General features: G+C 48.0%; 16 protein-coding genes. 13 read left to right on the forward strand and 3 right to left on the reverse strand.

The window, feature by feature from the left end; translation table 11 throughout:
• Positions 1–15: 15 nt before the first annotated feature.
• Together H6F90_RS11375 and H6F90_RS11380 are read right to left on the reverse strand one after the other, a co-directional pair.
• On the reverse strand, positions 16–621 hold the full coding sequence (locus H6F90_RS11375; protein WP_242024424.1) for a thioredoxin domain-containing protein: 606 nt from the start codon (positions 619–621) through the stop codon (positions 16–18).
• A 198-nt stretch (positions 622–819) separates the two neighbouring features.
• Positions 820–1,431 carry a TetR/AcrR family transcriptional regulator gene (locus H6F90_RS11380; protein WP_190552582.1) on the reverse strand — a complete coding sequence of 204 codons (612 nt, stop codon included), beginning with the start codon at positions 1,429–1,431 and terminating at the stop codon, positions 820–822.
• Positions 1,432–1,520: 89 nt separating this feature from the next.
• On the opposite strand from H6F90_RS11380, the gene H6F90_RS11385 reads away from it, so the two are divergent.
• From H6F90_RS11385 to H6F90_RS11445, 13 genes are all read left to right on the forward strand, one after another.
• Positions 1,521–7,499: an AAA family ATPase gene (locus H6F90_RS11385; RefSeq protein WP_190552583.1), complete on the forward strand. Its 5,979-nt coding sequence runs from the start codon at positions 1,521–1,523 to the stop codon at positions 7,497–7,499.
• A 7-nt stretch (positions 7,500–7,506) separates the two neighbouring features.
• Complete coding sequence (locus H6F90_RS11390) at positions 7,507–8,136, forward strand: response regulator transcription factor (RefSeq protein WP_190443082.1); 630 nt, start codon at positions 7,507–7,509, stop codon at positions 8,134–8,136.
• A 242-nt stretch (positions 8,137–8,378) separates the two neighbouring features.
• A complete protein-coding gene (locus H6F90_RS11395) occupies positions 8,379–9,032 on the forward strand; it encodes an MOSC domain-containing protein (RefSeq protein ID WP_190552584.1) in 654 nt (217 codons plus the stop codon).
• 53 nt (positions 9,033–9,085) lie between these two features.
• Positions 9,086–9,661, forward strand: coding sequence for a DUF981 family protein (locus H6F90_RS11400; RefSeq protein WP_190552585.1), 576 nt, complete (start codon positions 9,086–9,088; stop codon positions 9,659–9,661).
• Positions 9,662–9,701: 40 nt separating this feature from the next.
• Positions 9,702–10,079: a hypothetical protein gene (locus H6F90_RS11405; RefSeq protein WP_190552586.1), complete on the forward strand. Its 378-nt coding sequence runs from the start codon at positions 9,702–9,704 to the stop codon at positions 10,077–10,079.
• 76 nt (positions 10,080–10,155) lie between these two features.
• Complete coding sequence (locus tag H6F90_RS11410; protein ID WP_190552587.1) at positions 10,156–11,028, forward strand: alpha/beta fold hydrolase; 873 nt, start codon at positions 10,156–10,158, stop codon at positions 11,026–11,028.
• Between the two features lie 73 nt (positions 11,029–11,101).
• Entirely contained in the window at positions 11,102–11,851 is a 750-nt protein-coding gene (locus H6F90_RS11415; protein ID WP_190552588.1) for an SDR family oxidoreductase, read from the forward strand.
• A gap of 63 nt (positions 11,852–11,914) precedes the next feature.
• Positions 11,915–12,115: an SDR family oxidoreductase gene (locus H6F90_RS11420; protein WP_370588000.1), complete on the forward strand. Its 201-nt coding sequence runs from the start codon at positions 11,915–11,917 to the stop codon at positions 12,113–12,115.
• A 39-nt stretch (positions 12,116–12,154) separates the two neighbouring features.
• Entirely contained in the window at positions 12,155–12,802 is a 648-nt protein-coding gene (locus tag H6F90_RS11425; RefSeq protein ID WP_190552590.1) for an isochorismatase family protein, read from the forward strand.
• A gap of 7 nt (positions 12,803–12,809) precedes the next feature.
• Complete coding sequence (locus H6F90_RS11430) at positions 12,810–15,467, forward strand: filamentous hemagglutinin N-terminal domain-containing protein (RefSeq protein ID WP_190552591.1); 2,658 nt, start codon at positions 12,810–12,812, stop codon at positions 15,465–15,467.
• A 132-nt stretch (positions 15,468–15,599) separates the two neighbouring features.
• Complete coding sequence (locus tag H6F90_RS11435; protein ID WP_190552592.1) at positions 15,600–18,326, forward strand: CHAT domain-containing protein; 2,727 nt, start codon at positions 15,600–15,602, stop codon at positions 18,324–18,326.
• Between the two features lie 40 nt (positions 18,327–18,366).
• On the forward strand, positions 18,367–19,158 hold the full coding sequence (locus H6F90_RS11440) for a DUF928 domain-containing protein (protein ID WP_190552593.1): 792 nt from the start codon (positions 18,367–18,369) through the stop codon (positions 19,156–19,158).
• A gap of 2 nt (positions 19,159–19,160) precedes the next feature.
• The gene (locus H6F90_RS11445) at positions 19,161–21,443 is read left to right on the forward strand and encodes a CHASE2 domain-containing protein (protein ID WP_190552594.1); all 2,283 of its coding nucleotides are present in this window, start codon (positions 19,161–19,163) and stop codon (positions 21,441–21,443) included.
• 61 nt (positions 21,444–21,504) lie between these two features.
• Here H6F90_RS11445 and H6F90_RS11450 read toward each other — a convergent pair whose 3' ends face one another.
• On the reverse strand, positions 21,505–23,247 hold the full coding sequence (locus H6F90_RS11450) for a ShlB/FhaC/HecB family hemolysin secretion/activation protein (protein ID WP_190552595.1): 1,743 nt from the start codon (positions 23,245–23,247) through the stop codon (positions 21,505–21,507).
• Positions 23,248–23,513: the final 266 nt, after the last annotated feature.

Below are 23,513 nucleotides of genomic sequence, written 5' to 3' on the forward strand. Positions count from 1 at the left end.
GATTGTGGAATGCTATTAATTGCCCGAATCAGTGATAATAGCTGTCATCAAAGGATCAATGGCCCAGCGATCGCGATACCGCCTCCCATTGATAAACAGGACTGGAGCAGCTTCGACGCCACTTTGCATTCCGCTGGTAATATCCTCATGGATGCGATCGCGGTATACTTGTCTACTGATGGCTCGCAAAAACTGGCAGACATCAAGCCCCAAATGATCGGCATACTCCACCAGATAGCCGCTTCCTAAGGCTTGCTGATGGGTGAATAGCATATCGTGCATCTGCCAGAACTGCCCCTGTGCCCCTGCTGCTAGGGCTGCTGCCGCTGCCTTTTGAGCTTGAGGATGTATTTGGGCTTGAGGAAACTGCCGAAACACAAAACATAGATGATTTTCCGCAGTGGAGGTGCCATTAAGCTGTCTTTGAATTGTCTTAATTAAGGTGTGAAGTTCTCCACACTCAAGACACTGATAATCTCCATACTCAATGAGCACCACTTTGGCATCGAGTTCTCCTTGGCGGTAGTCTCGCTCAGAAGGCGGTAGCACTAACGGGTTGCGTTCACTCTGTGTCTCCATTGGAGAATCGTCAGATGCTTCTTCAGAAATATCGTGACCCATACTAAACCTGAGAAGCAAAGAGGTTTCATCGTACGAGAAGCACTGTGAAATCTCTTTGCCTCAGCCCTAGAACTGTTTGTATGACCCTAATTTAAGGGCCTAACTCCAATCTGTCTTCCATTCAAAGTCCATTGTTGGAGCCATACAACGATCAATCTTTGGGTAATCAAAGGTATTGGCTTGATGTCAAACTTAAGTTCATAGATTGGAACAAGCTTGCAAGGCCATCTCAACCACCTGTAGGAGTTCTGCACGGCTCGCTCCACTGGAGGCTTGGACGGACATGCCAAAGTTGACAGTTAGGACAAAGCGGGCCAAGGCAGCAGGGTCAGTATCAGACGGCAAATCCCCTTCGGCGATCGCACGGGCAAAGCGATCGCAAATTGTTGCCTCGATTAATATTCGGCGTTCTGCCAGTTCTTGATAGAGTGGATCGCTTGGATCAGCACATGAAAGCACAGTTTGGGCATAGAGGCATCTTGGCGGATTGTCTGGATTCGTCAGCAAATCAACCACCCCATACATCATTCGCTCGATCACTTTACGGGCAGTCGGCTCCTTTAGAGCTTGGGCCATGTAGGGTGTTTGTTGCTCTTGGTAAAGATCGAGCACCTTACGAAATAGAGTTTCCTTATTACCAAAAGCCGCATAGAGGCTGGGACGGTTAATCCCCATTGCCTCCGTGAGTTCGGTCAAGGATGTTCCCAGATAGCCCTTGCGCCAAAACACCTGTAGAGCTTTTTCTAAGGCTTCGTCGATATCGAAAGCGCGAGGACGTCCCTGAGCAGTGTGAAGTTTTCTCGTTTCCATACTGTTCAGTATAAAACTTTCTTGACACCCCAAGTTAAGCAGGAGATACTTTCTGTACCGATTGGTAAATAAATTACAGGCTAGTAATTATGATTTCCTTACCAAACGTCATTGTTCAAGGAAAGCTTTACGAAAGCCGCAACTCTCTGGTTTACCGAGGGATTAGAAAATCAGATCACTTGCCGATCATCCTCAAAGTTCTTAAGCAAGACTATCCCACTCCATCCGAACTGATTCGTTATAAGCAGGAATATGAAATCACCCAATCACTTAATCTTGAGGGAGTGATCAAAGCTTACGCACAGCAGGATTATCAAAGAACGCTCGTCATTCTTCTAGAAGATTTTGGTGGCGAGTCCTTAGAAAAATGGATTCGGGACGCTGCTAAGTCATACTGCCCCATGCCTCTACCTGAGTTTCTGCGTTTTGCAATTACGGTTACGAAGATCTTGGGGGACATTCATACTGCCAACGTAATTCATAAAGATATCAACCCCAGTAATATCGTGCTCAATCCCCAAACGGGACAAGTTAAAGTTATCGATTTTGGTATTTCTACACGTCTGGGTCGCACTAATCCTACCTTTAACAACCCCCATATTCTAGAAGGTACTTTAGCGTACATTTCCCCAGAGCAAACTGGGCGCATGAACCGCTCGCTGGATTATCGCACTGATTTTTATTCCCTCGGTATCACCTTCTACGAACTGCTCACTGGACAGTTACCGTTTCCTACCACTGACATTCTTGAATTAGTTCATTGTCACATCGCCAAACAACCTGTGCCGCCGCATGAGTTGAATGCAGAGATTCCTAAAGCCATGTCAGATATGGTTTTAAAGCTGATGGCGAAAAATGCGGAAGATCGCTATCAGAGTGCATGGGGCATCAAAGCGGATTTAGAACTCTGTGCTCAGCAGTTAACAGAAACAGGTCTAATAGGTAACTTGCAGCTGGGGTTGCATGATGTTTCTGATCAGTTTCAAATTCCCCAAAAATTGTATGGACGCAGCGCAGAGATTGCGGCCCTACTGGCATCATTTGACAGAGTGGCCGCAAGAATTAAAACAGGGATAACAGAAATAAAAAGGGAAGAAAACACAGGGGATATAGATATCTCTCGTTCCTCGATTCCTATACCTTCTGAAATGTTGCTCGTCTCTGGCTATGCTGGTGTTGGCAAATCAGCTCTGGTTCAGGAACTTTACAAACCTATCACAGCAAGACGTGGCTATTTTGTCTCTGGTAAGTTTGATCAATTGCAGCGCAATATTCCCTATAGTGCGATCGCCCAAGCCCTACAAAAATTGGTGCAACAACTGCTAGGTGAACCGGATGAGCAGTTGCAACGGTGGCGATCGCGCCTACTTGCAGCGTTAGGAAGCAATGGGCAACTAGTTGTTGATGTGATTCCTGAATTGGAATTGATTGTGGGCAAACAGCCCCCTGTCATAGAAGTGGGAGCAACGGAAGCACAGAATCGTTTCAATCGCATCTTTCAGCAATTTTTACGGGTGTTTTGTTCAGAGTCACATCCTTTAGTCATCTTTTTAGATGACTTGCAGTGGATCGACTTCGCCACACTGAAGCTAATTGAACTGATGTTACTGGATGAACAAGCTCAATCGCTATTTTTGATTGGAGCCTATCGAGATAATGAAGTACATCCAACTCATCTATTGACTTTAGCGCTAGAGAGCTTACGGAAACAGGGAGCGGTGTTTCAAGAAATTGTTCTTCAACCTTTAATGCTAGAACCGTTAAGCCAGTTGCTTGCTGAGACACTACATCAGGATGTTGAAACCGTTCGTTCTCTAGCTCAGTTAGTATTGCGTAAAACCGAGGGCAACCCTTTCTTTGTCAATGAATTTTTGCGAATGTTGTATGGCGAAAATCTGTTGACCTTTGATGCTGCACACCGAAGTTGGCAGTGGAACATTGCTCAGATTGAAGCCCAGAATATCACTGATAATGTTGTAGATCTGATGCTAGTCAAGTTGAAGAAACTGCCAGAGGACACGCAGCGTCTTTTGCGGCTAGCCGCTTGTATTGGATCTGAATTTGATTTGGATACTTTAGCGCTTGTTTGTGAGCAGTCTTCCAACGGAGTATTTCGAGATTTGCTGCCAGCGCTCCAGGAAGGATTTATTCAGCCTCTCTCTGAATTAGATCAAGACCTATTATTTCAGCAATACAAGTTCCTGCACGATCGCGTCCAGCAAACTGCTTATGCTTTGATTGATCCATCACAAAAACACATTATTCATCTGCAAATTGGTCGCAATCTCCTCGAAAAAACTTTATTAGAACCTCTGTCAGACTGGCTATTTGAAATTGTGGATCATCTCAATCATGGGATTGAGCTCGTCATCGATGCTGCCGAACGAATCGAGATTGCTAAATTGAATTTGATGGCAGGTCAGAAAGCAAAAGGAGCGATCGCCTACAGAGCGGCAAAAAAATATTTAGCTCAAGGAAGAGAATGGCTAACATTTTCTAGCTGGCAGAGTCATTATAACCTAACCTTAGAGTTGTATATAGAAACCACAGAAGTTTCGTATTTATGTGGTGAGTTTGAAGATGTAGAGCAGTGGGCAGGAGTTGCTCTGATAGAAGCCAAAACGGTTCTCGATAGCGTAAAGCTCTACGAAATTAAAGTTCAAGCATACATCGCGCAGAAACAGCTAGTAAAAGCCATTAACACTGCATTACAAGTTTTGCAGCAGCTAGGAATTAGTTTCCCTAAAACGCCCACCCCATCGGAAATTCGCCGTGAACTAGACGCGACTACATCTCTTTTTGACAATTGCCAGATCGGGGACTTAATCCATTTGCCAGAAATGATCGAACTGGAAAAATTGGCGGCGATGCGAATCCTATCCAGCATCACGATCGCTGCCCAAATCACTGCTCCTAATTTAACACCGCTGCTTGCATCCAAACAGGTCAACCTATCTATTCTGTATGGCAATGCATTTGTGTCTTCCTTTGCTTACGCCACCTTTGGGTTAATTCTTTGTGGTGTGGTCGGAAACATACAGTCTGGCTATGAGTTCGGACAGCTTGCTCTAAGGCTGCTATCACAGTGTCATACCCATGCCTTGAAAGCCAGGACTTTGAATATCGTAAATAATTTTATTATTCACTGGAAAGAACATGCTAGAGAGCTATTGAAGCCTTTGTTAGAAGGCTATCAAAGCGGGCTAGAAACTGGAGATTTAGAATTTGCTGCCTATTGTGCTTATACTTACTGCTTTCAATCCTATGCGAATGGAAAAGAACTCATAGAAGTTGAACACGATATGGCGACCTATGGAGAAGCAATTCGTCAAATTAAGCAAGAAACAGCATATACCTGGAATCAGATATTTCGGCAAGCCATCATAAACTTGACAGGACAATCGGCCAATCCAACCCAACTAGTTGGCGAATCCTACAATGAGGACAATGAACTACCAAAATACGAATCCGGAAATGATGGAAGTAGCATCTTTTCTGTCTATTTTAACAAACTTTTCCTATGCTACCTATTTTCTGAATATGCTCAAGCTGTTGAAAATGGAGTCATCGCGGGAAGTTATCTGATCCGGTTAACAGGCACATCCCTTGAGCCTCTGTACTATCTCTATATTTCTCTAGCAAGACTTGCAATATATCCTGAAAGCAGCAATCAAGTGCAGGAGGAACTTCTCCAAGAAGTTACCCTAAGCCAGGAGAAAATGAAGCTATGGACACATCATGCGCCAATGAATTATTTGCATAAATATGATTTAGTTCAAGCAGAGACGGCACAAGTTTTGGGGCAGTGGTTTGAGGCGGAAGAGTTTTATGAACAAGCGATTCAAGGAGCTAGGGAGAATGAATATATTCAGGAAGAGGCATTAGCATACGAATTGGCTGCAAAACATTATTTGGCACGTGGTCGCGAAAAGTTTGCTCAAACCTACATGAAAGAAGCTCACTACTGTTATGAACGTTGGGGAGCCACAGCGAAGGTGAAAGATTTAGAAACTCGCTACCCACAGTTCTTTCCTCAATCGTCGGATGCAGCTTCGCCAACTCATAAAACTTCTGTAAACACCTCTAATCGCGCAGACCTTACTTTAGATTTAGCGGCTGTGCTGAAAGCCTCTCAGGCCATATCCAGTGAAATTGAATTGGATCAGTTGCTCCGCTCCTTAATGCAAATTTTAATCGAGACTGCTGGGGCTCAAACCGGATGCTTGATTTTGGAAAATGCAGGTGAGTGGGCGATCGCTGCGGCTTGTGAACTGAGCGAAGGGGAGAAGGTCTGTGCTACCCGAGTACCACAATCGCTCTCAACTGCAAATCGCTTACCTGAATCTATTATTCAATATGTGATTCGGACTCACGAATCTGTCATCTTAAATGACGCTACTCGTGAAGGCAATTTTATTCATGATCCCTATATTCAGAACCATCAAACTCAATCACTACTCTGTTTGCCGCTGCTGAATCAAAGTAAACTCGTGGGTGTGCTGTATCTCGAAAATCAATTGGCAACCGGAGCCTTTTCACCAGAGCGATCGCAGGTTTTGAATCTACTATCGACCCAGGCCGCGATCGCCATTGAAAATGCCAAACTTTACTCCAAGCTTCGCACAAGTGAAAGCCACATGACACAATTTTTAGAAGCCGTTCAAGTGGGAATTGGGGTATTAGATGCAACAGGCCGCCCTTACTATGTCAATCAACGGGGAATTCAATTATTGGGAAAAGGTATTGACCCTGTCGCCTCACCAGACTATTTTTCAGAGATCTATCAAGTTTATCTATCAGGCACCGATCAGATATATCCAACTGAGAAAATGCCAATCGTCCGAGCGCTGAATGGTGAACGCACTAGGATTGATGATATGGAGATTCATCAAAACGACAAAATCATTCCAGTTGAAGTCTGGGGAACCCCAGTCTTTGACGAACAGGGTAATGTGACATATGCGATCGCAGCCTTTCAAGACATTACGGAACGTAGACAAACCGAACAACTCCTAACCGATTACAACCGTACCTTAGAGCAACAAGTGGCGGAACGGACGGTAGCCCTACAGAGAAGCGAAGCCGAACTGCGTCATCGAGAACAAGAATTACGACTGATCACCGACGCTCTCCCCGCTCTGGTTGCCTATGTAGATGCCAATCGTCGCTATCAATTTATCAACCGTACTTATGAGGTCTGGTTTAGTCGCAGTCGAGACGAAATCTTAGGTAAATACATCCATGAATTGCTGGATGAAGCGGTTTATCAGAGAGTTGAACCGTTTATTCATCAAGTATTTACAGGGCAAACTGTAAGCCTGGAAGCAGAAGTTCCCTTCCCAGTGGGTAAAAAGTCCATCAGTGCTACCTTGATCCCCGATTTTGATGTCAATGCTCAAGTGAGAGGATTCTACAGCCTCATCACAGACATCAGCGACCAAAAACGTGCCGAAGAAGCCTCCATTCTAGAAGAGCGCAACCGCATGGCGCGAGAAATTCACGATACATTGGCGCAAGCCTTTACAGGCATTCTGCTGCATACTGGAGCAGCGACAGAGTTAATGACCAAGAAACCAGAGACTGCTCAGGCACACCTGGAAACTGTGGATGAATTAGCCCGCACCGGGCTAGCTGAAGCTCGCCGATCCGTGACGACCCTCCGACCTAAATTGTTGGAGGAGGGAAACTTGTATCATGCGCTCAATCATCTAACTCATCAAATGAAGTCTTCCACAAAGACTCATCTCACCTGTCAAATCATTGGTAAAGTTTATGCTTTACTACCCGATGTGGAAAATAACCTGTTACGTATCGGGCAAGAAGCCTTAACCAACGCCATTAAATATGCCAACGCCACTGAAATTTGTATTGAGTTGGTGTACGAGAAGACGCAATGTCTATTACGAGTGAAAGATGATGGACAAGGGTTTGAAGTGGAAGTATACCCAACTCAGGGATTTGGTTTACTGGGGATGAGTGAACGGGTTGAGCAGATTGGCGGTGAATTAACCATCAGCAGCCAGCCGAATCAAGGTACAGAAATCATTGTCATCGTAAACCGGGAGTAAGCATCTCATGAGTCAACCAGCGACTATCCAGGTTCTGCTTGTGGATGATCATGCCATTGTCCAACAGGGATTGGCAGCTATCATCAATGAAGAATCGGATATGGCTGTGATTGGTCAGGCCAAGAATGGGGTTGAGGCAGTTCAGTTGTTCCGTCAAGTGCAACCCGACGTGACCTTAATGGACTTGCGGATGCCACAAATGGGAGGGGTGGAAGCAATTACGGCAATTTGCACTGAGTTCAATACCGCTCGCATCATTGTATTGACTACCTATGACGGAGATGAGGACATCTATCGGGGGTTAAGGGCAGGTTCAAAGGGCTATTTGCTTAAAGACTGTAAACCTAATGAACTCAGAACTGCGATTCGTACAGTTCATGAGGGGCTACAATATATTCCTCCTCATGTTGGGGCTAAGTTAGCACAGCGCATGACCCATCCAGAGCTGACCGATCGCGAATTAGAGGTGCTTCAGTTGGTCGCTCAGGGGATGAGCAATCTGGAAATCGGTGCTGCTTTGAGCATTACTGAAAGCACTGTCAAGTCCAACATCAACCGCATCTTAAGCAAGTTAGGCGCTAAAGACCGCACCCAGGCTACCATCATTGCCTTAAAGCGAGGAATTGCCAGTCTGTAAAGCCTGTCATATCGACTTAAGTTTGATTTCAAGTTGAACTTAAGTTCAATGCCAACCCAATACTTCAGGTTGCTTCATGATTGATCGTTCTGTGGATTCAAGTATGGACCCTGAATGGACGACAGATTTGAGTTAGACCCTTAAATTAGGGTCATGCAAACGGTTGCAGAGATTGAAGTGAAGAATATGGACGGCTGGAGAAGGCTGCCATTGCCTCACGACCCAAAGCTGTGGAGCTGAAAATGAAACTCATCTCTGTCAATGTGGGACTGCCACGAGAAGTGACCTGGAAAGGGAAAACAGTGAGAACTGGAATCTTCAAAGAGCCAGTCCCAGCCAGTACAAGGGTGATGGTGCGATCGCTGAATTTAGACGGAGATGGACAGGCTGACCTCTCGGTTCATGGCGGATTAGACAAAGCAATTTATGTCTATCCGTTCGAGCATTATGATTACTGGCACGCTGAGTTGCCTGACACAGACCTAACGCTAGGCATTTTTGGTGAAAATCTCACAATCACTGGACTGAGAGAAGACGAAGTAAACATTGGCGATCGCTTTCAGGTTGGCACAGTCAAACTGATGGTGACACAACCTCGCCTCCCCTGCTACAAACTGGGGATTCGGTTTGGGCGACCCGATATGGTAAAGCGATTTCTCGCCAGTCGTCGCACTGGATTTTACTTTTCCGTTTTGCAAGAAGGAGAAGTCGGAACGGGAGACACTCTAGAGTTGGTGAGCCGAGATAACAACAGGATCACGGTTGCCGACATCACTCAGCTTTATGTGCGTGAGGAAAACAATCCAGAGCTACTTCACCGCGCAACTCAACTCGAAGCTTTACCCAAAAGTTGGCGCGACTATTTCCAGGAACAAAGTCGTCGTCAGGATGGGTAGATTAACTCAATTTTTACCTAAACTTCGCTAAAACCGAACATGTGGGAGATCTTATGTTTATCGATTACCTCACACTCATGCTCATTAACCTGGCGGCTGGACTCGCTCTATTAGCTGCCTATGTCTATTTTGGTCTGGGTGAGCCAAATCAGAGACGCTGGATTCCAGGCTTTGGGGTTGTCGGTGGGATCGCGCTAGCCACTGGCTTACACATGACATTTACCTGGCCCATTATTGGTAGTTTTAATATTGCCTTTGGTGAAACAACGGTTCTGTTTGGCGTTCTCTTCGTCGGCACTTCACTCGCTCTGGCAATGGGTTGGGACCTACTGACCCTCGCTGCTTATGGCTTCTTTGCCGGGCTTGTATCGCTGCTCATTGGCTTGCGGATCATCAACCTGGGAATCACACAACTTCCTCTACTAACAGGCATTGGGTTCATTTTAGTGGGCCTAGGAGGAATTTTTTCTGCTCCGACGCTCTATTTCAAAGAAAACCGATTCTTGCGAACGATTGGAGCAATTGTGTTAATTGTGGCAGCTCTTATCTTTGCTTTTATTGGATTGAGTGCCTACTGGGGACATCTTGCTGACTTCTCGACATGGCAACCCCGAACCCTGACAAAATAGCTACGTTTCTATTGCAATTCATTACGCTCTTCTGCAAATAATGAAAACTCTTCTGAAAAGAGCCGCCTTATTTCTGGCTCTGCCAACCAGCGTCTTAGTTAATTTCTTTTTACCTGCCTTTGCCGATTCTACAGCTGGCATCATCCTGAGCACGAGATGCCAAGGTGATCACAACATCAATATTTGGCAGAACTCTACTTCCGGTGAACTGCTCTATCGCGCGACTAGTCCCTACGGCAATTTGAGTTTGGGCAGAGGAACTAGCCAAGCAACGGAAGGTGTTCGAGTGTATAGGTTTCGGAACAAAAGTTATGAATATTGGGTGTGGGATGGCACGTTGGATAACCCACAGTCCGGAACTTTAGAAGTGTATAAAAACAACCGAATCTTGCTACAGCAACCCTGTACGAAAATCTAAATCCTCTAGTAGGGTTCTTCATTCTCTTAAAACCCACTGCTTGCGATCCCTCAACAACTTTACAAGGGGTAATTTCATGACTACGTTTCACACGGTTGCGATCGATGGTCTAGATATCTTTTATCGAGAAGCTGGCTCCCGTGACAACCCAACAATTCTACTGTTGCACGGCTTCCCGACCTCCTCTCATATGTTTCGCAATCTCATGCCTGCGCTTAGCGATCGCTTCCATTTGGTTGCCCCAGATTATCCGGGTTACGGCAACAGCTCCATGCCAACCGTAAATGAGTTTGACTACACCTTTGATCGCCTGGCTGAGATTGTAGAGAAATTTATTGCCGCGATCGATCTCAAGCAATATAGCCTCTACGTGATGGATTATGGTGCTCCGATTGGCTACCGCATTGCAGCTAAATATCCAGAGCAAGTAGAAGCCCTGATTGTCCAAAACGGCAATGCCTACGAGGAAGGTCTGCGCGAATTTTGGGATCCAATCAAGGCATACTGGCAAGAGCGTTCTCCTGAAAATGCGGATCAGCTCAGACCCTTTTTCACGCTGGAAACGACAAAGTGGCAATATACCAACGGTGTCCGCAGTCTTGAAGCGATCAGCCCTGACAACTGGAATATAGATCAACATTTCCTCGATCGCCCCGGAAATGTTGATATTCAACTGGCGTTGTTTTATAGCTATGGCAGCAACCCGCCGCTCTATCCGCAATGGCAGGAGTATTTCCGCAAATATCAACCCCCTACACTGATTGTTTGGGGTCAGAACGACTACATTTTCCCGGCTGAAGGCGCTTATCCCTACAAGAACGATCTGCAAACGCTGGAGTTTCATTTACTTGATACGGGACATTTTGCCCTGGAAGAGGAAGGAGAGGCGATCGCAGGCCATATCCGTCGCTTTATGACCACTCATGTTAAAGAACGGACGAGATTGTAGAGATTACGTTCTCATTTCTCATCTTCCACTTGTTACAGACAACTCTTTCAAACTCAACAATTAAGGCATCATCATGCAAAAATTAGAAGGAAAAGTTGCTCTTGTTACTGGCGGCACCAGCGGTATCGGTCTTGCTACTGCCAAAGGCTTTGTCGCTGAAGGTGCCTATGTCTTCATCACAGGTCGCCGCCAGACTGAACTGGATGCTGCCGCAGAAGCGATCGGTAAAAACGTTACAGGTGTTCAGAGTGATGCCTCTAAGATGGAAGACCTCGATCGCCTATTCGCCACAATCCAGCAAGAGCAAGGACACCTCGATGTAATCTTCGCCAATGCGGGCGGTGGAGAAGTCGCCCCACTTGGAGCCATCACTGAAGAACACTTTGACAAAACGTTCAACACGAACGTCAAAGGTCTATTGTTCACTGTGCAGAAGGCACTGCCCCTGTTGCCAGAGGGGGCTTCCATCATTCTGAACGCCTCGATTACTTCTATAACAGGTACCCCAGCCTTCAGCGTTTACAGTGCTACCAAAGCTGCTGTGCGATCATTTGCCCGTAATTGGATACTCGACCTCAAAGAGCGCAAGATTCGCGTCAATGCTATCAGTCCTGGTGTCGTGCCCACTCCTGGCTACAACCTGATGGGACTAAGTGATGAGCAGGTGCAGGCATTCATAGAAGGCCAAGCCGCCACTATCCCTCTGGGACGAGTCGGCACGCCTGATGAGATTGCCAAAGCCGTTGTCTTTCTCGCTTCAGATGACAGCAGCTTTGTCAACGGTATTGAGCTGTTTGTCGATGGCGGCATGGCACAGATTTGAAGCGCGATCGCAAGCGGCCAACTCACCTAATAACGGTGAGAATCTTCAAGGAGTGTCAACTCGATCAATCCTGGAATCGTGGAAATGGAGGGCATACAAGCAGCGGGAGTGATCGGGAGCGATTACCAAAAACAGGTTGAAGCGCTAACCCCACTGGGTCGAATCGGACAACCGCAGGACATCGCACCTGCTGCTGTCTTCTTCACATCCTCCGATTCAGCCTGGATCACTGGGGAAACGCTCCACATCGCGGGTGGTATTTAACGAGGAGAACCGTGAACATCAACAAGCAAAGGAAAAAACGTGAACATCAACCAGAATGACACCGCAGTAGTCGTCATCGATCCGCAAAATGATGTCTTGAGCGAAACAGGTGTCTCCTGGGATTTGGTGGGTGACAGTGTTAAGGAGAACAAGACCATCGAGAACATCGAACGCATCTTCAAAGCCGCTAAGCACAATAAATTTGAGGTCTTCATCTCCCCCCACTATTATTACCCCACCGACTACGCCTGGAAATTTGCCGGAACCGTGGAGCAAATGATGCTCAAATCCAGAGAGTTCGAGCGCAAAGGTGCATTGAGCCTTGATGGTTTCTTGGGTTCTGGTGCTGACTGGCTCGATCGCTACAAGCCCTTCATTGAAGATAGCAAGACGATTGTGGTCAGCCCTCATAAAGCCTATGGACCGCAGAGCAACGACCTCGTTTTGCAACTGCGTAAGCGCAACATCAGCAAAATTATTCTGCTCGGAATGCTGGCAAATATTTGTGTTGAAGCTCACCTACGCGACCTGATCGAACAGGGATTTGAGGTTACCGTCATCAAGGACGCAACGGCTGCCCCTCGACATCCGGAGCTAGGCGACGGCTATAAGGCAGCATTAATCAACTTTGGGTATATCGCCAATGCAGTGCTGTCTACGGACGATGTTATAGAAGCAATGGCGTAACGGTGTGATGACGCGGTGGCTCGATTCCTTTATCTTGACTTTAGCGATCGCGCCAAGAGTAACCTTCTGCCGCTCGCAACTATGGAACGAGGACAGCAAAATGAACCGATCGCCCTTAAAAGTGTGGATTTTGACAACCAGTATCGTGAGCGCATTGCTTTATACTCAACCGATCACTGCTCAAGTCATTCCTGACACTACACTCCCTGTGGGAGAGCGATCGCAAGTTTCTGGCAATACAAGAAGTACTCAGATTGATGGTGGGGCAAGACGGGGTGGCAATCTGTTCCACAGCTTCAGCCAGTTTTCGATGCCAACTGGAGGCTCTGCCCACTTCAACAATGCGGCTGAGGTGCAAAATATTTTCAGTCGCGTTACAGGTGGGTCGGCCTCCAATATTGATGGCGTAATTCGGGCAAATGGCACTGCAAATCTGTTTTTGTTCAATCCTCATGGCATCCTGTTTGGTCCCAATGCTTCGCTCAATATTGGTGGCTCGTTTGTTGCCAGCACAGCCAGCAGCATCGACTTTGTCGATAATTTTCAGTACAGCGCCACGAACCCTCAAATGACACCGCTGTTAACTGTTAGTGTTCCAGTTGGGTTGCAGATGGGAGCTAATCCGGGGCAAATTGAGGTGCAGGGGAATGGATACGATTTATCTGCTCAAGTTCCTATTCTTTCCTCTATTGTCAAAGGTGATAGTACAGCAGGGTTGCGGGTGCTAGGAGGTCAGACCCTGGCCTTAATTGGAGGGGATATAAACATTGCTGGCGGCACGCTGACGGCAGAGCAAGGCCGAATCGAGTTAGGCAGTGCCCGCGATGGGCAAGTGGGCCTTGGTGATGGCTTTGTCCTCAGCTACCCAGAAGTACAAAACTTTGGTGATATTCGTTTATCGCAACAGGCGTTAGCCTATGCGAGTGGGAGCAGTTCAATTCAGGTACAAGGAAATCAAGTCTCGCTAGCAGATGGGTCACTGCTGTTGATTCAAAACCAAAGGGCTCAAGCGGGAGGAAGTATCAAAGTAAATGCTGCCCAGTCGCTAGAACTGAGCGGAATAAGCCCAGATGGTAGGTTCTCAGCTGGCTTGACTAGCCAAACTACTGGGCTTGGAAGTGGGGCAGACATTACAGTTTCGACTAGGCAGTTAGCTGTTCGGGATGGGGCAGGAATAGCCACTAATTCCTTCAGTTCTGCCAAGACGGGCAACATAACTGTGCAAGCTTCTGATTCAGTACAACTTATTGGGTTTTCATTCATTAATCCTATTTTTCTTAGCAGCATCGCTACTAAAGCTTTTGGCTCTGGAGTTGGAGGAACGGTAACGGTATCAACAGGGCGGTTAGTTGCTTTAGATGGAGGAAGCGTATCATCTCCCAATTATGGAACTGGCAGGGGTGGTACTGTGGTGGTAAATGCAACTGAAGCAGTAGAACTGATGGGGAAGTCCCTCTTTTCCTCTCCCAGCACTGTGACCTCCACCTCGCTCAATGCTGGAGATGCTGGGGTAGTTACTATTAACACGGCGAGGCTAGTGGTTCAAAAGGGAGGCAGTGTTACTTCTTCCGTCTTAGCAACTGGTAACGGTGGCAGTGTCACCATCAATGCCACGGAGTCTGTTGAGGTCAGTGGTACAGTACCCGGTGCTCTTCCCAGTTATATAGGTTCGGCTGCCCCTATTGCGCCTACAGCCTTACGACAAGCTTATGGGTTGCCTGACACACCGAATGGAAATTCAGGCAACGTGACCATTAATACGCCTTTTTTGAGCATCAATGATGGTGCAAGTATCACTGTCAGCAATGATGGAACTGGGAGTGCTGGCATATTGCGGGTGAATGCCAACTCGATTTCTCTAGACCGTGACAGTTCAATTACAGCCGCTACTGCCTCTGGTGAAGGTGGGAACCTTGATCTCAATGTGCAAGGTGTTCTGCTGCTGCGAAACAGTAGTCAAATCACTGCTTCGGCGGGTGGTAATGGTAATGGCGGTAACATCGAAATTAATGCAAGCTCGATTGTTTCTGTACCCACTGAAAATAACGACATTCGTGCTAATTCTGTGAACGCTCGTGGCGGTAACATCTCGATTAATGCCTCTGGCATCTTTGGCATCCAGCCTCGACCTCAAGACACACCTCTAAGCGACATCACCGCGACCGGAGCCAAGTCTGCCTTAAGTGGCAGCGTCCAACTCAACATCAATCAACTTGACCCCACTTCTGGCTTAATCGGGCTACCCACAACGATCGTCGATTCAGCGCGCCTGATTGCTCAAGGATGTCCTGCCAATCAGGGCGACTCGTTCATTATTAGTGGTCGCGGGGGCTTGCCGCCCAATCCTGAACAACAGTTAGATGATGATGCCAACTGGCAAGACCGCCGTAGGTTAGTTGTGGCACAGCAGCAGACGGATAGTGGTGAAGAGGGCAGCAGTCAGCAGCTAAAGGCAGAGGATACGGACACAAAGAGACACAGGGAATTCCTTGATTCAACATCCAACAGTCAACATTCAGAGATTTCCTCTCCCACCCATCCCTCAATTACCGAAGCGATCGCCTGGCAAGTGGCTCCTACTGGAGAGATAATTCTGATTCCTAACACACCTAACCAAGTTAGGCAGGATTCGGTGGACCATCTAACCCTCTGCCAGAGAAGCTAAAGAACGGTTTGAGTAAGGTTAACTTATCTATTTTGTTTAGTCTGATTTTGCAAAATCTTTGATAATGATGTAATAACCCAGCTAGCAATAGATATCTATTGATATCAGTAATGAAAGGAGCCAAACGAGTAGATGCATCAGGAGCGCTGGGGCAGGCGAATCCATCGAGGAGAATCCATCGTACAAGGGCTCTTTTCAGAAAAAGGATGGCGACAATTCCTGCATTTTGTTGTGTTGGGGCTGTTCATCGCTGTTAGCCTTCATGCAGAGATTGTAGTTGGATTCCAAGAGAGTGGTAACTGGAAGGTAGAGAATACAGAGCAAATTAGGATCACATCCAATTCCCTACCATCTTTTACAATTTCTCCTTCCGCCCAAGTGCAGCAAGCCGAAGCGCACTACCAGGCAGGGCAGCTGTCAGAAGCAATCGCCCTCTGGCAAAAGGCTGCAACCCGCTACGAGGCGAAAGGCGATCGCCTCAATCAAGCGTTGGTTCTCAGTTTTCTTGCCACTGCCTGGGCAGACTTGGGGTCTTGGATGCAAGCGAATGATGCCATCGATCGAGCGACCTCGCTGTTAAACGCCCAACATCCGGCAGCTAATCCCGACATCTCACCCGTTCGCGCCCAAGTGCTCACCGTTCAAGGAGAGCTACAGCTGACTCAAGGTCAAGCAGCCGCAGCATTGGAAACGTGGCGACAGGCTGAGACGGCCTACCGCCACACCAACGATACCAGCGGTATCTTGGGCACTCAGATCAACCAAGCGAGGGCGTTGCAGTCAGAAGGGCTTTACAGACGAGCCACAACGCTGCTCACCCAAGTAGAACAATCCCTGCAAAACCAGCCCGATTCCAGACTTAAGGTAGCGGGATTACGGAATCTAGGCAAGATGCTGCGGTTAGGCGGCGATCTGGCTCAATCTCGGGTGGTCTTGGAAAAGAGCTTGGCGATCGCTCTTAAGCTTCGAGACGATACCGCTAAATCTGCATCTGACATCAATGGCATTCAGCTCAGCTTAGCTAACACAACTCGCGCTCAAGGAGAAACCGATACTGCACTCGCATTCTACCAACAGGCAGCAATCGCAGCTCCCTCGCTCACCACAAAAACGCAAGTTCAACTGGCTCAGTTCAGTTTGCTGGTTGAAGCGGAGCGACTGACAGACGCGCAACACTTGTGGTCAGAAATACAATCCCAGATCGCTGATTTGCCCCCTGGTCGTCTAGCTATTTATGCCCGCATTAATCTGGCTCAAAACCTAGTCAGAATGAGAGGCAGAGAGGTAGAAAGAGCAGGGGAGATATCTTCTGATCATCTCAGCACCTCAGCCCAAGAACTCGCTGCTGCGGTTCAACAAGCTCGTAGCATGGGCGATCGTCGGGCTGAATCTTATGCCCTTGGCACTTTAGGCAGTTTGTATGAAACGACCCATCAATGGGACAGTGCTAGAACCCTAACGCAACAAGCGCTGAGTTTGGCTCAGTCTATTGATGCGCCCAGTGTGGTCTATCAGTGGCAGTGGCAGCTCGGACGAATTTTCTGTCAAGATACACAACCCTGCACTGCCACTGGAGGTCTGCAAAACGCAACGGCTGCCTATGCAGAAGCGGTTAAAACCTTGCAATCCCTCCGCAGTGATATAGCTGCAATCAACCAAGAGGTGCAGTTCTCGTTTCGAGAAAGCGTTGAACCCGTCTACCGACAATTTGTGGAACTGCTGTTGCAATCAGACAGCAATGCACCCAGCCAGGAAAACTTGAAACAAGCGCGTGAGGTGATCGAAGCCCTGCAATTAGCAGAACTGGATAATTTCTTTCGAGAAGCCTGTGTCAATGCTCGTCCCGTCAAAATCGATCAAATCGATCCGCAGGCTGCCGTCATTTATCCAATCATTTTGCCCAACCAGCTGGCAGTGATCCTGGCGTTACCTAATCAACCCTTGCGCTATCACAAAACTCTACTAGCTCAAACCGAAGTAGAGCACATCCTTGCCCAAATGCGTCAATCTCTTAGACCCACCGCCTTTGTAGAAGATTGGTTGCCCGCGGCTCAACAGGTTTACGATCTACTCCTGCGTCCCGTGAAGACTGAGCTGGCGGCAAGTGGGATTAAAACCCTTGTGTTTGTGCCTGATGGCTGGCTGCGGAGTTTGCCAATGGCAGTCCTCCACGACGGTCAGCATTATCTGATTGAAAACTATGCAGTTGCGCTTACTCCTGGTTTACATCTACTGCAACCCCAACCGCTCGATCGCCCACGACTGCATGGGCTACTGGCAGGATTGAGTCAAGCTCGCGAAAGCTTTCCAGCGTTGCCGAATGTTACAGTCGAAATTAATCAAATCAACACAGAAATTTCAGCTCAGGTGCTGCTGAATCAGGCGTTTACCAATCGATCGCTGCAAACCCAAATTGACTCTACTCCTTCGTCCATCGTTCATTTAGCAACACATGGTCAGTTTAGCTCGAAGGCTGAAGATACCTTTATTTTGGCGTGGGATGGACGCATCAATGTTAAACAATTGGATCAACTGCTCCGGGTGAGAGAGGGAAACTCCAACCCCATCGAACTGCTGGTTTTGAGCGCTTGCCAGACTGCAACGGGCGATAGTCGAGCGGCGCTGGGGATGGCAGGAGTCGCAATGCGATCGGGGGCACGCAGTACCCTGGCTTCACTCTGGTCAGTTGGCGATCGCTCTACTGCACTGCTCATGATTGAGTTTTATCGGGAGTTAGGTAAACCTGGAATGACGAAGGCTGAAGCTCTGCGTCGGGCTCAAGTTAGTTTGTTGCACCAAGAGGATTACAACTCTCCTTACTACTGGTCGCCGTTTGTTCTGCTAGGAAATTGGCTCTAAAAAACTTTCGCTTTAAAGACCTCACTTCTTTAAAAACATTATGTCTTGTATCAAATCTTTGTTCTGCTATACATCCATCAGCCTTGCCCTAGCCTCGGAACTGGCGATCGCGCTCAACCTGACTGTCACCATTACTCCTAGCACCGCAACAACGCTGTCTGAAAATGGAAAACGTTCAGTATATCAGCAAGCACGCAAGCCAAGCCCTCCGCCGCCGCCTACGAATCCGGGTAGCTCAGCCGCAGGGGGGCGACGTAATCCCACTGCTTGCCCTCAAGATGCAGTGGCGGAAACCACCCGTCCGTCCTTAACAGCCTTTAGCCCAACAAGCAAACCAGGCTTAACCGTAGCAGCACATCCCACATTCCTGGTATATGTACCCAAAACCAGTGCTAAAACTGCCGAATTTAGCCTTCGAAATCGAGCGGCTCAAGGGATTTACCGAACGACGATCGCCTTGAGCAATACTCCCGATATCATCAGCATCACCTTGCCCGATCAGGTAGCGCCTTTAGAGATTGGCAGGACATATGTATGGTCGTTTGCAGTCATTTGCAACCCAACGGATCGCGTTGCTGATCAATTTGTTACAGGCATCGTACAACGAACGAAGCTTAGTCTGGCTCGCTTACGTCAAATTGAGCAAACACCCCCCAGACAGCGCCTTGTCCTGTACCAGGAGGATCGCATTTGGTATGATCCCCTCGCTCTCCTGTTCGAGTTAAAGCGCAGCCAAACCAATGATTCAGACATCAGCAGAGCTTGGCGTGAATTTTTGCAAGCGGGCGGAATGGAGACGATGATGAATATCAGCCCAGCCAGACCCAGATAACTTTGTTGAGCGATCGCGTTTATCCTATGTGGACAATCCTGAAGCAGTTTATTTGGCGATGGCGTGGAGTTCTGGTAACTGCTCCCAGCATTGCTGGAGGATTGCTGATTCTGCGATTTGCCGGAGCACTACAGTTGATGGAGCTGGTGGCACTTGACCAGATGTTCCGCCTGCGTCACTTTGAACCGGCTGATCCCCGGATTGTCCTTGTTACCGTGGATGAGTCAGACATCAAGCAACTTGGACGGTGGCCCATGTCTGATGCGGTGCTGGCTCAGTTAATTTCATCCATCAAACAACAGCAGCCGAGAGTCATTGGTCTGGATATCTTTCGAGATCTACCTGTCGAACCCGGTCATCAAGACCTGATCAACGTTTTCATCTCTACCCCTAATCTCATTGGGATTGAGAAAGTGATTCAAACGGCTCAGGGTGAGGTGATTCAAGCACCTCCAGCCTTAAAGCGGCGGGATCAGGTCAGCGCCATTGATCTTCTCTTAGATATCGATGGCACAATTCGCCGCAGTTTATTGTACTTAAGCAACAAGGACGGGCGAGCAATTGCCACCCTAGGAGCACAACTAGCCTTTGTGTATCTCAGAGATGAAGGTATCGAGCTAGAAACGATCGACTCCAGTCAAGGTCAGTTCCGATTAGGCCGAGCCGCATTCACTTCTTTGCGGTCCAACGATGGGGGTTATGTGGGCGTTGATGCGGGTGGATATCAAATTCTGTCAAACTTCCCCAAATTCCTAAACGATTTCCATACCATCTCAATGACAGATGTGTTGCGAGGTCGCATACCCAAAAACTTAATGCGCGATCGCATTGTTTTGATTGGATTAACGGCTGAGAGCATTGAAGACAAATTTTTCACCTCTTACACCACTGACTTGATTGCAGCCCCCCCTGGTGTCGCAGTTCATGCTTTATTAACGAGTCAATTGCTCAGTGCGGCTTTAGAGGGTCGCCCTCTGTTGAGCGTCTGGTCAGAACCGATTGAATGGCTATGGATCATTTTTTGGTCTGCGATCGGAGCCATCATCGGGTGGATATCTCGATCGCCTCGCCAAGCAGCATTTAGAGTCGTTTTATTGGCAATTGTGCTTTTAGGCAGTGCATACGGCCTGTTTCTCGCGGGTTGGTGGATTATTATCATTCCCTCCCTGCTGGCCCTCACGACTTCTGCCATAACCAGCAGCAGCTACCTACTGTGGGACAATCTGAAGGAGTATGCCCGCACCCTAGAGCAAAGGGTGGAAGAGCGGACTCTCAAACTAGAGCAAGAAATTGCGGAACGAAAGCAGGCAGAAGAGACCCTGAGCCAACAAAAACAACTCTTGCAAGCGATCGTAGAGCATATCCCTGTCATGATTACGCTCTATGATGCAGAGGGAGAAATCGAATTTGTCAATCATCAGTTTGAGCAAACCTTGGGATGGTCAACCGCAGATCTGCACCATATTGACCTAATTGCTGAATGTTGTTTCAATTCGGAACAGCAGCAGATTCTAGACCATATGTTAGCCGCAACTGGCACTTGGTCAGACCTTAAAATCAGAACCAAAGACGAGCGTGTGGTCAACACCGCGTGGGCAAATATTCGGCTTCCCAATGGTATGAATGTTGGTATTGGGCAAGACATTAGCGATCGCAAACGAGCTGAAGCAGCCTCCATTTTGGAAGAACGCAACCGGATGGCGAGAGAAATTCACGATACGCTAGCGCAGGCGTTTACAGGCATTCTGCTGCATGTTGGAGCGGCAACCGAAATCATGACCAGAAAAACAGAGGCTGCACAAGCACATCTGGAAACTGTGGATGAATTAGCTCGCACTGGGCTGGCTGAAGCCCGCCGATCAGTCGCGGCGCTGCGACCCAAACTCTTAGAAGAGGGAGATTTATTTAGCGCCCTCAAACATCTAGTCAATCAAATGAAATCTTCTACGAAGACTCAAATCACCTGTCAAATCATGGGTGGAGTCTATGCTTTACCACCTGATGTGGAAAATAATCTCTTACGCATTGGCCAAGAAGCCTTAACCAACGCGATTAAATATGCCCAAGCCACTGAAATTTGGGTTGAGTTAGTGTACGAGGAGACGCAATGTCTATTACGAGTTAAAGATGATGGACAGGGCTTTGAAGTGGATCAAGTATATCTAACGAAGGGATTTGGTTTACTGGGGATGAGTGAGCGGGTTGATCAGATTGGCGCTGAATTAATCATCCATAGTCAGCCTGATCAGGGCACGGAAATCATTGTGGTGGTGAATCGAGAGTAGGTCCATGAGCCAATCAGCAGGCAATTCCGTTGTTCCGTCAAGCGCAACCAGAAACTCTGGCTCAAAATGGGTTGTACAGGATGGAGAAGTAAAGTCCATTTTCTTGCCAAGTTTCCTTGCTCGCATCAACCGAAACCAAAGGAATCCCCCAATCTAATCGAGCGGTGAGGCGATCGCCCATTTGCCAGCGTAGTCCCAAGCCAACTGATGCCAGCGTATTCGTAGCAGGTTCTTCGCGATCGCCCCGATTCCAAGCGGTGCCAAAGTCAACAAAGGGAGTCAGTTGTAAGACGCTATCCCACCGACGAATCCGAGCAATCGGCAGCCGCACCTCAGCTGAGGCAAACAACCCATTGTCAGCGAGCAACAAATCTTGTCGATAGCTACGTACCGTTTCTAGCCCACCTAAACCGATCTGCTCTAGTGGTACCAGCGATCGCTCAGCCAGTTGCACATCGGTTCGCAGCAACAACAATGTGTCTGGAGCCAGCAGCCTGACCCACTGCCCCTGCCCTCGCCATGAGAAAAAATGGCTATCTGGTCCGGTGTCGCTAAGGGTGGCATCTAGAGCATCCAGACCCAAACTAAATTGAGAGCGAGCCGCAAACACTTGTCGGTTACTGCGTCGCGTCCACTCCTGAAAAAACCGTAAGGCGGAGATGCGGGTTTTACCTTGCTCATCCGCTCCTAAGGCAGGAAACGGAATATCTCCACCCAATAACGAAGCTTGACTCTCACGCCGACTGGCGGTGAAGCCAATGGCAAATTCTTCGCGAGGGGTTTCGACGAGCGGTTGGCGCAGGGTTAGTTCGTAATAGCGAGAGTTGGCATCAATATCGAGCTGGTCAAACGGCTCTTCTACCACCTGGCTGGACGAGGTGCCGTAAGCCAAATTTAGGGTGCCATTATGAGCATTCAGGGGTAAGGTGTAGCTGGCGTCGAGGGAGTTGCTACCAGCTGTATTGGTGTAAGCGGCACTAAGACTATCTCCCAGCCCTAGTAAGTTGGCTTCACTGAGTTGTAATCGCCGCCGAAACGTCCCCACGCTGGGCGATCGCCCATTATCCAGTGTTATCTGTGTATTAAAAGTCTCTGCCTCGGTGACTCGAACCTCTAACAAATTTTCGCCAGGTCTGGTTCCCGCAGATAATTCGGCTGAGAGGCTCTCGATCAGGGGATTGAGTTGCAATAGTTGTAGCGCTTCGAGTAAGCGATCGCGGTTCAGTGGCTGTTGGGTAGCGATCGCCAATCGACTCTGCACATAGGTTGGCTTTAACCGCCGCGTTCCGGTGATTATAATCTCTTCTAGCGTTCCTTCTACGATTTGAATCGTGACCACGCCATTACGTAATTGCTGGGGTGGAATGTAGGCCCCCGAAGTGATGTAACCGCGTTCTACATACAGTTGAGTTAGAGCTGAACGCGCCTGAAATAACTCTGCGAGGGAAATGGGGCGCTGAGTAAACGCTTGAGTTACCGCTGTCAATTCTGCGGGACTGAAAACAGTACTACCCACCACTTCAAATCGCTCCACAGTAATGGTAGCAGGCACGTTCTCTAGTGGGGGTTGTGGTTGAGTGACGTTAGGACTAGAAGTCGGGGGTCGCAGCAACTCTTCTGGCGGTGGTAAGACAGGAGAAGGTTGAGGCGTTTCTGGGATGGGGATATTGCGGGATGGAGGTTTTAAGATATCCGGTGGTGGGAAAGAAGCTTGGCTAAGAACTAGTTGTGAAGCAAAAGTTGGATTTTTATCTACAGTTTGGGCTGGCAACGGATTGGCTGTAGTGCTACTAATCAATAGCATCCAACCCAAATGCCACAAATCTTTTCTCAAATGAGGATAAAGTGCAATTCTTGTGAACACTACAAGCCAGAGCTCGATCCTATAAAATATAGCCCCTGCCTCGCATCAACTAATTTTCGCCTTCGCGTCAATTATATGTAGAACGAGCAGAGCCTAGTAGTTCACCACGGTGATTATGACAGGCTGGGAGCGGGATAGAGGCGCTTGAATTTGGTACGAGCATCCCCGGTAGAAAAGCACCAATTGACCGTCGCTTGGTTCTGATT

The sequence above is a fragment of the Trichocoleus sp. FACHB-591 genome (genome assembly GCF_014695845.1).
In the GTDB taxonomy this organism is placed as follows: domain Bacteria; phylum Cyanobacteriota; class Cyanobacteriia; order FACHB-46; family FACHB-46; genus Trichocoleus.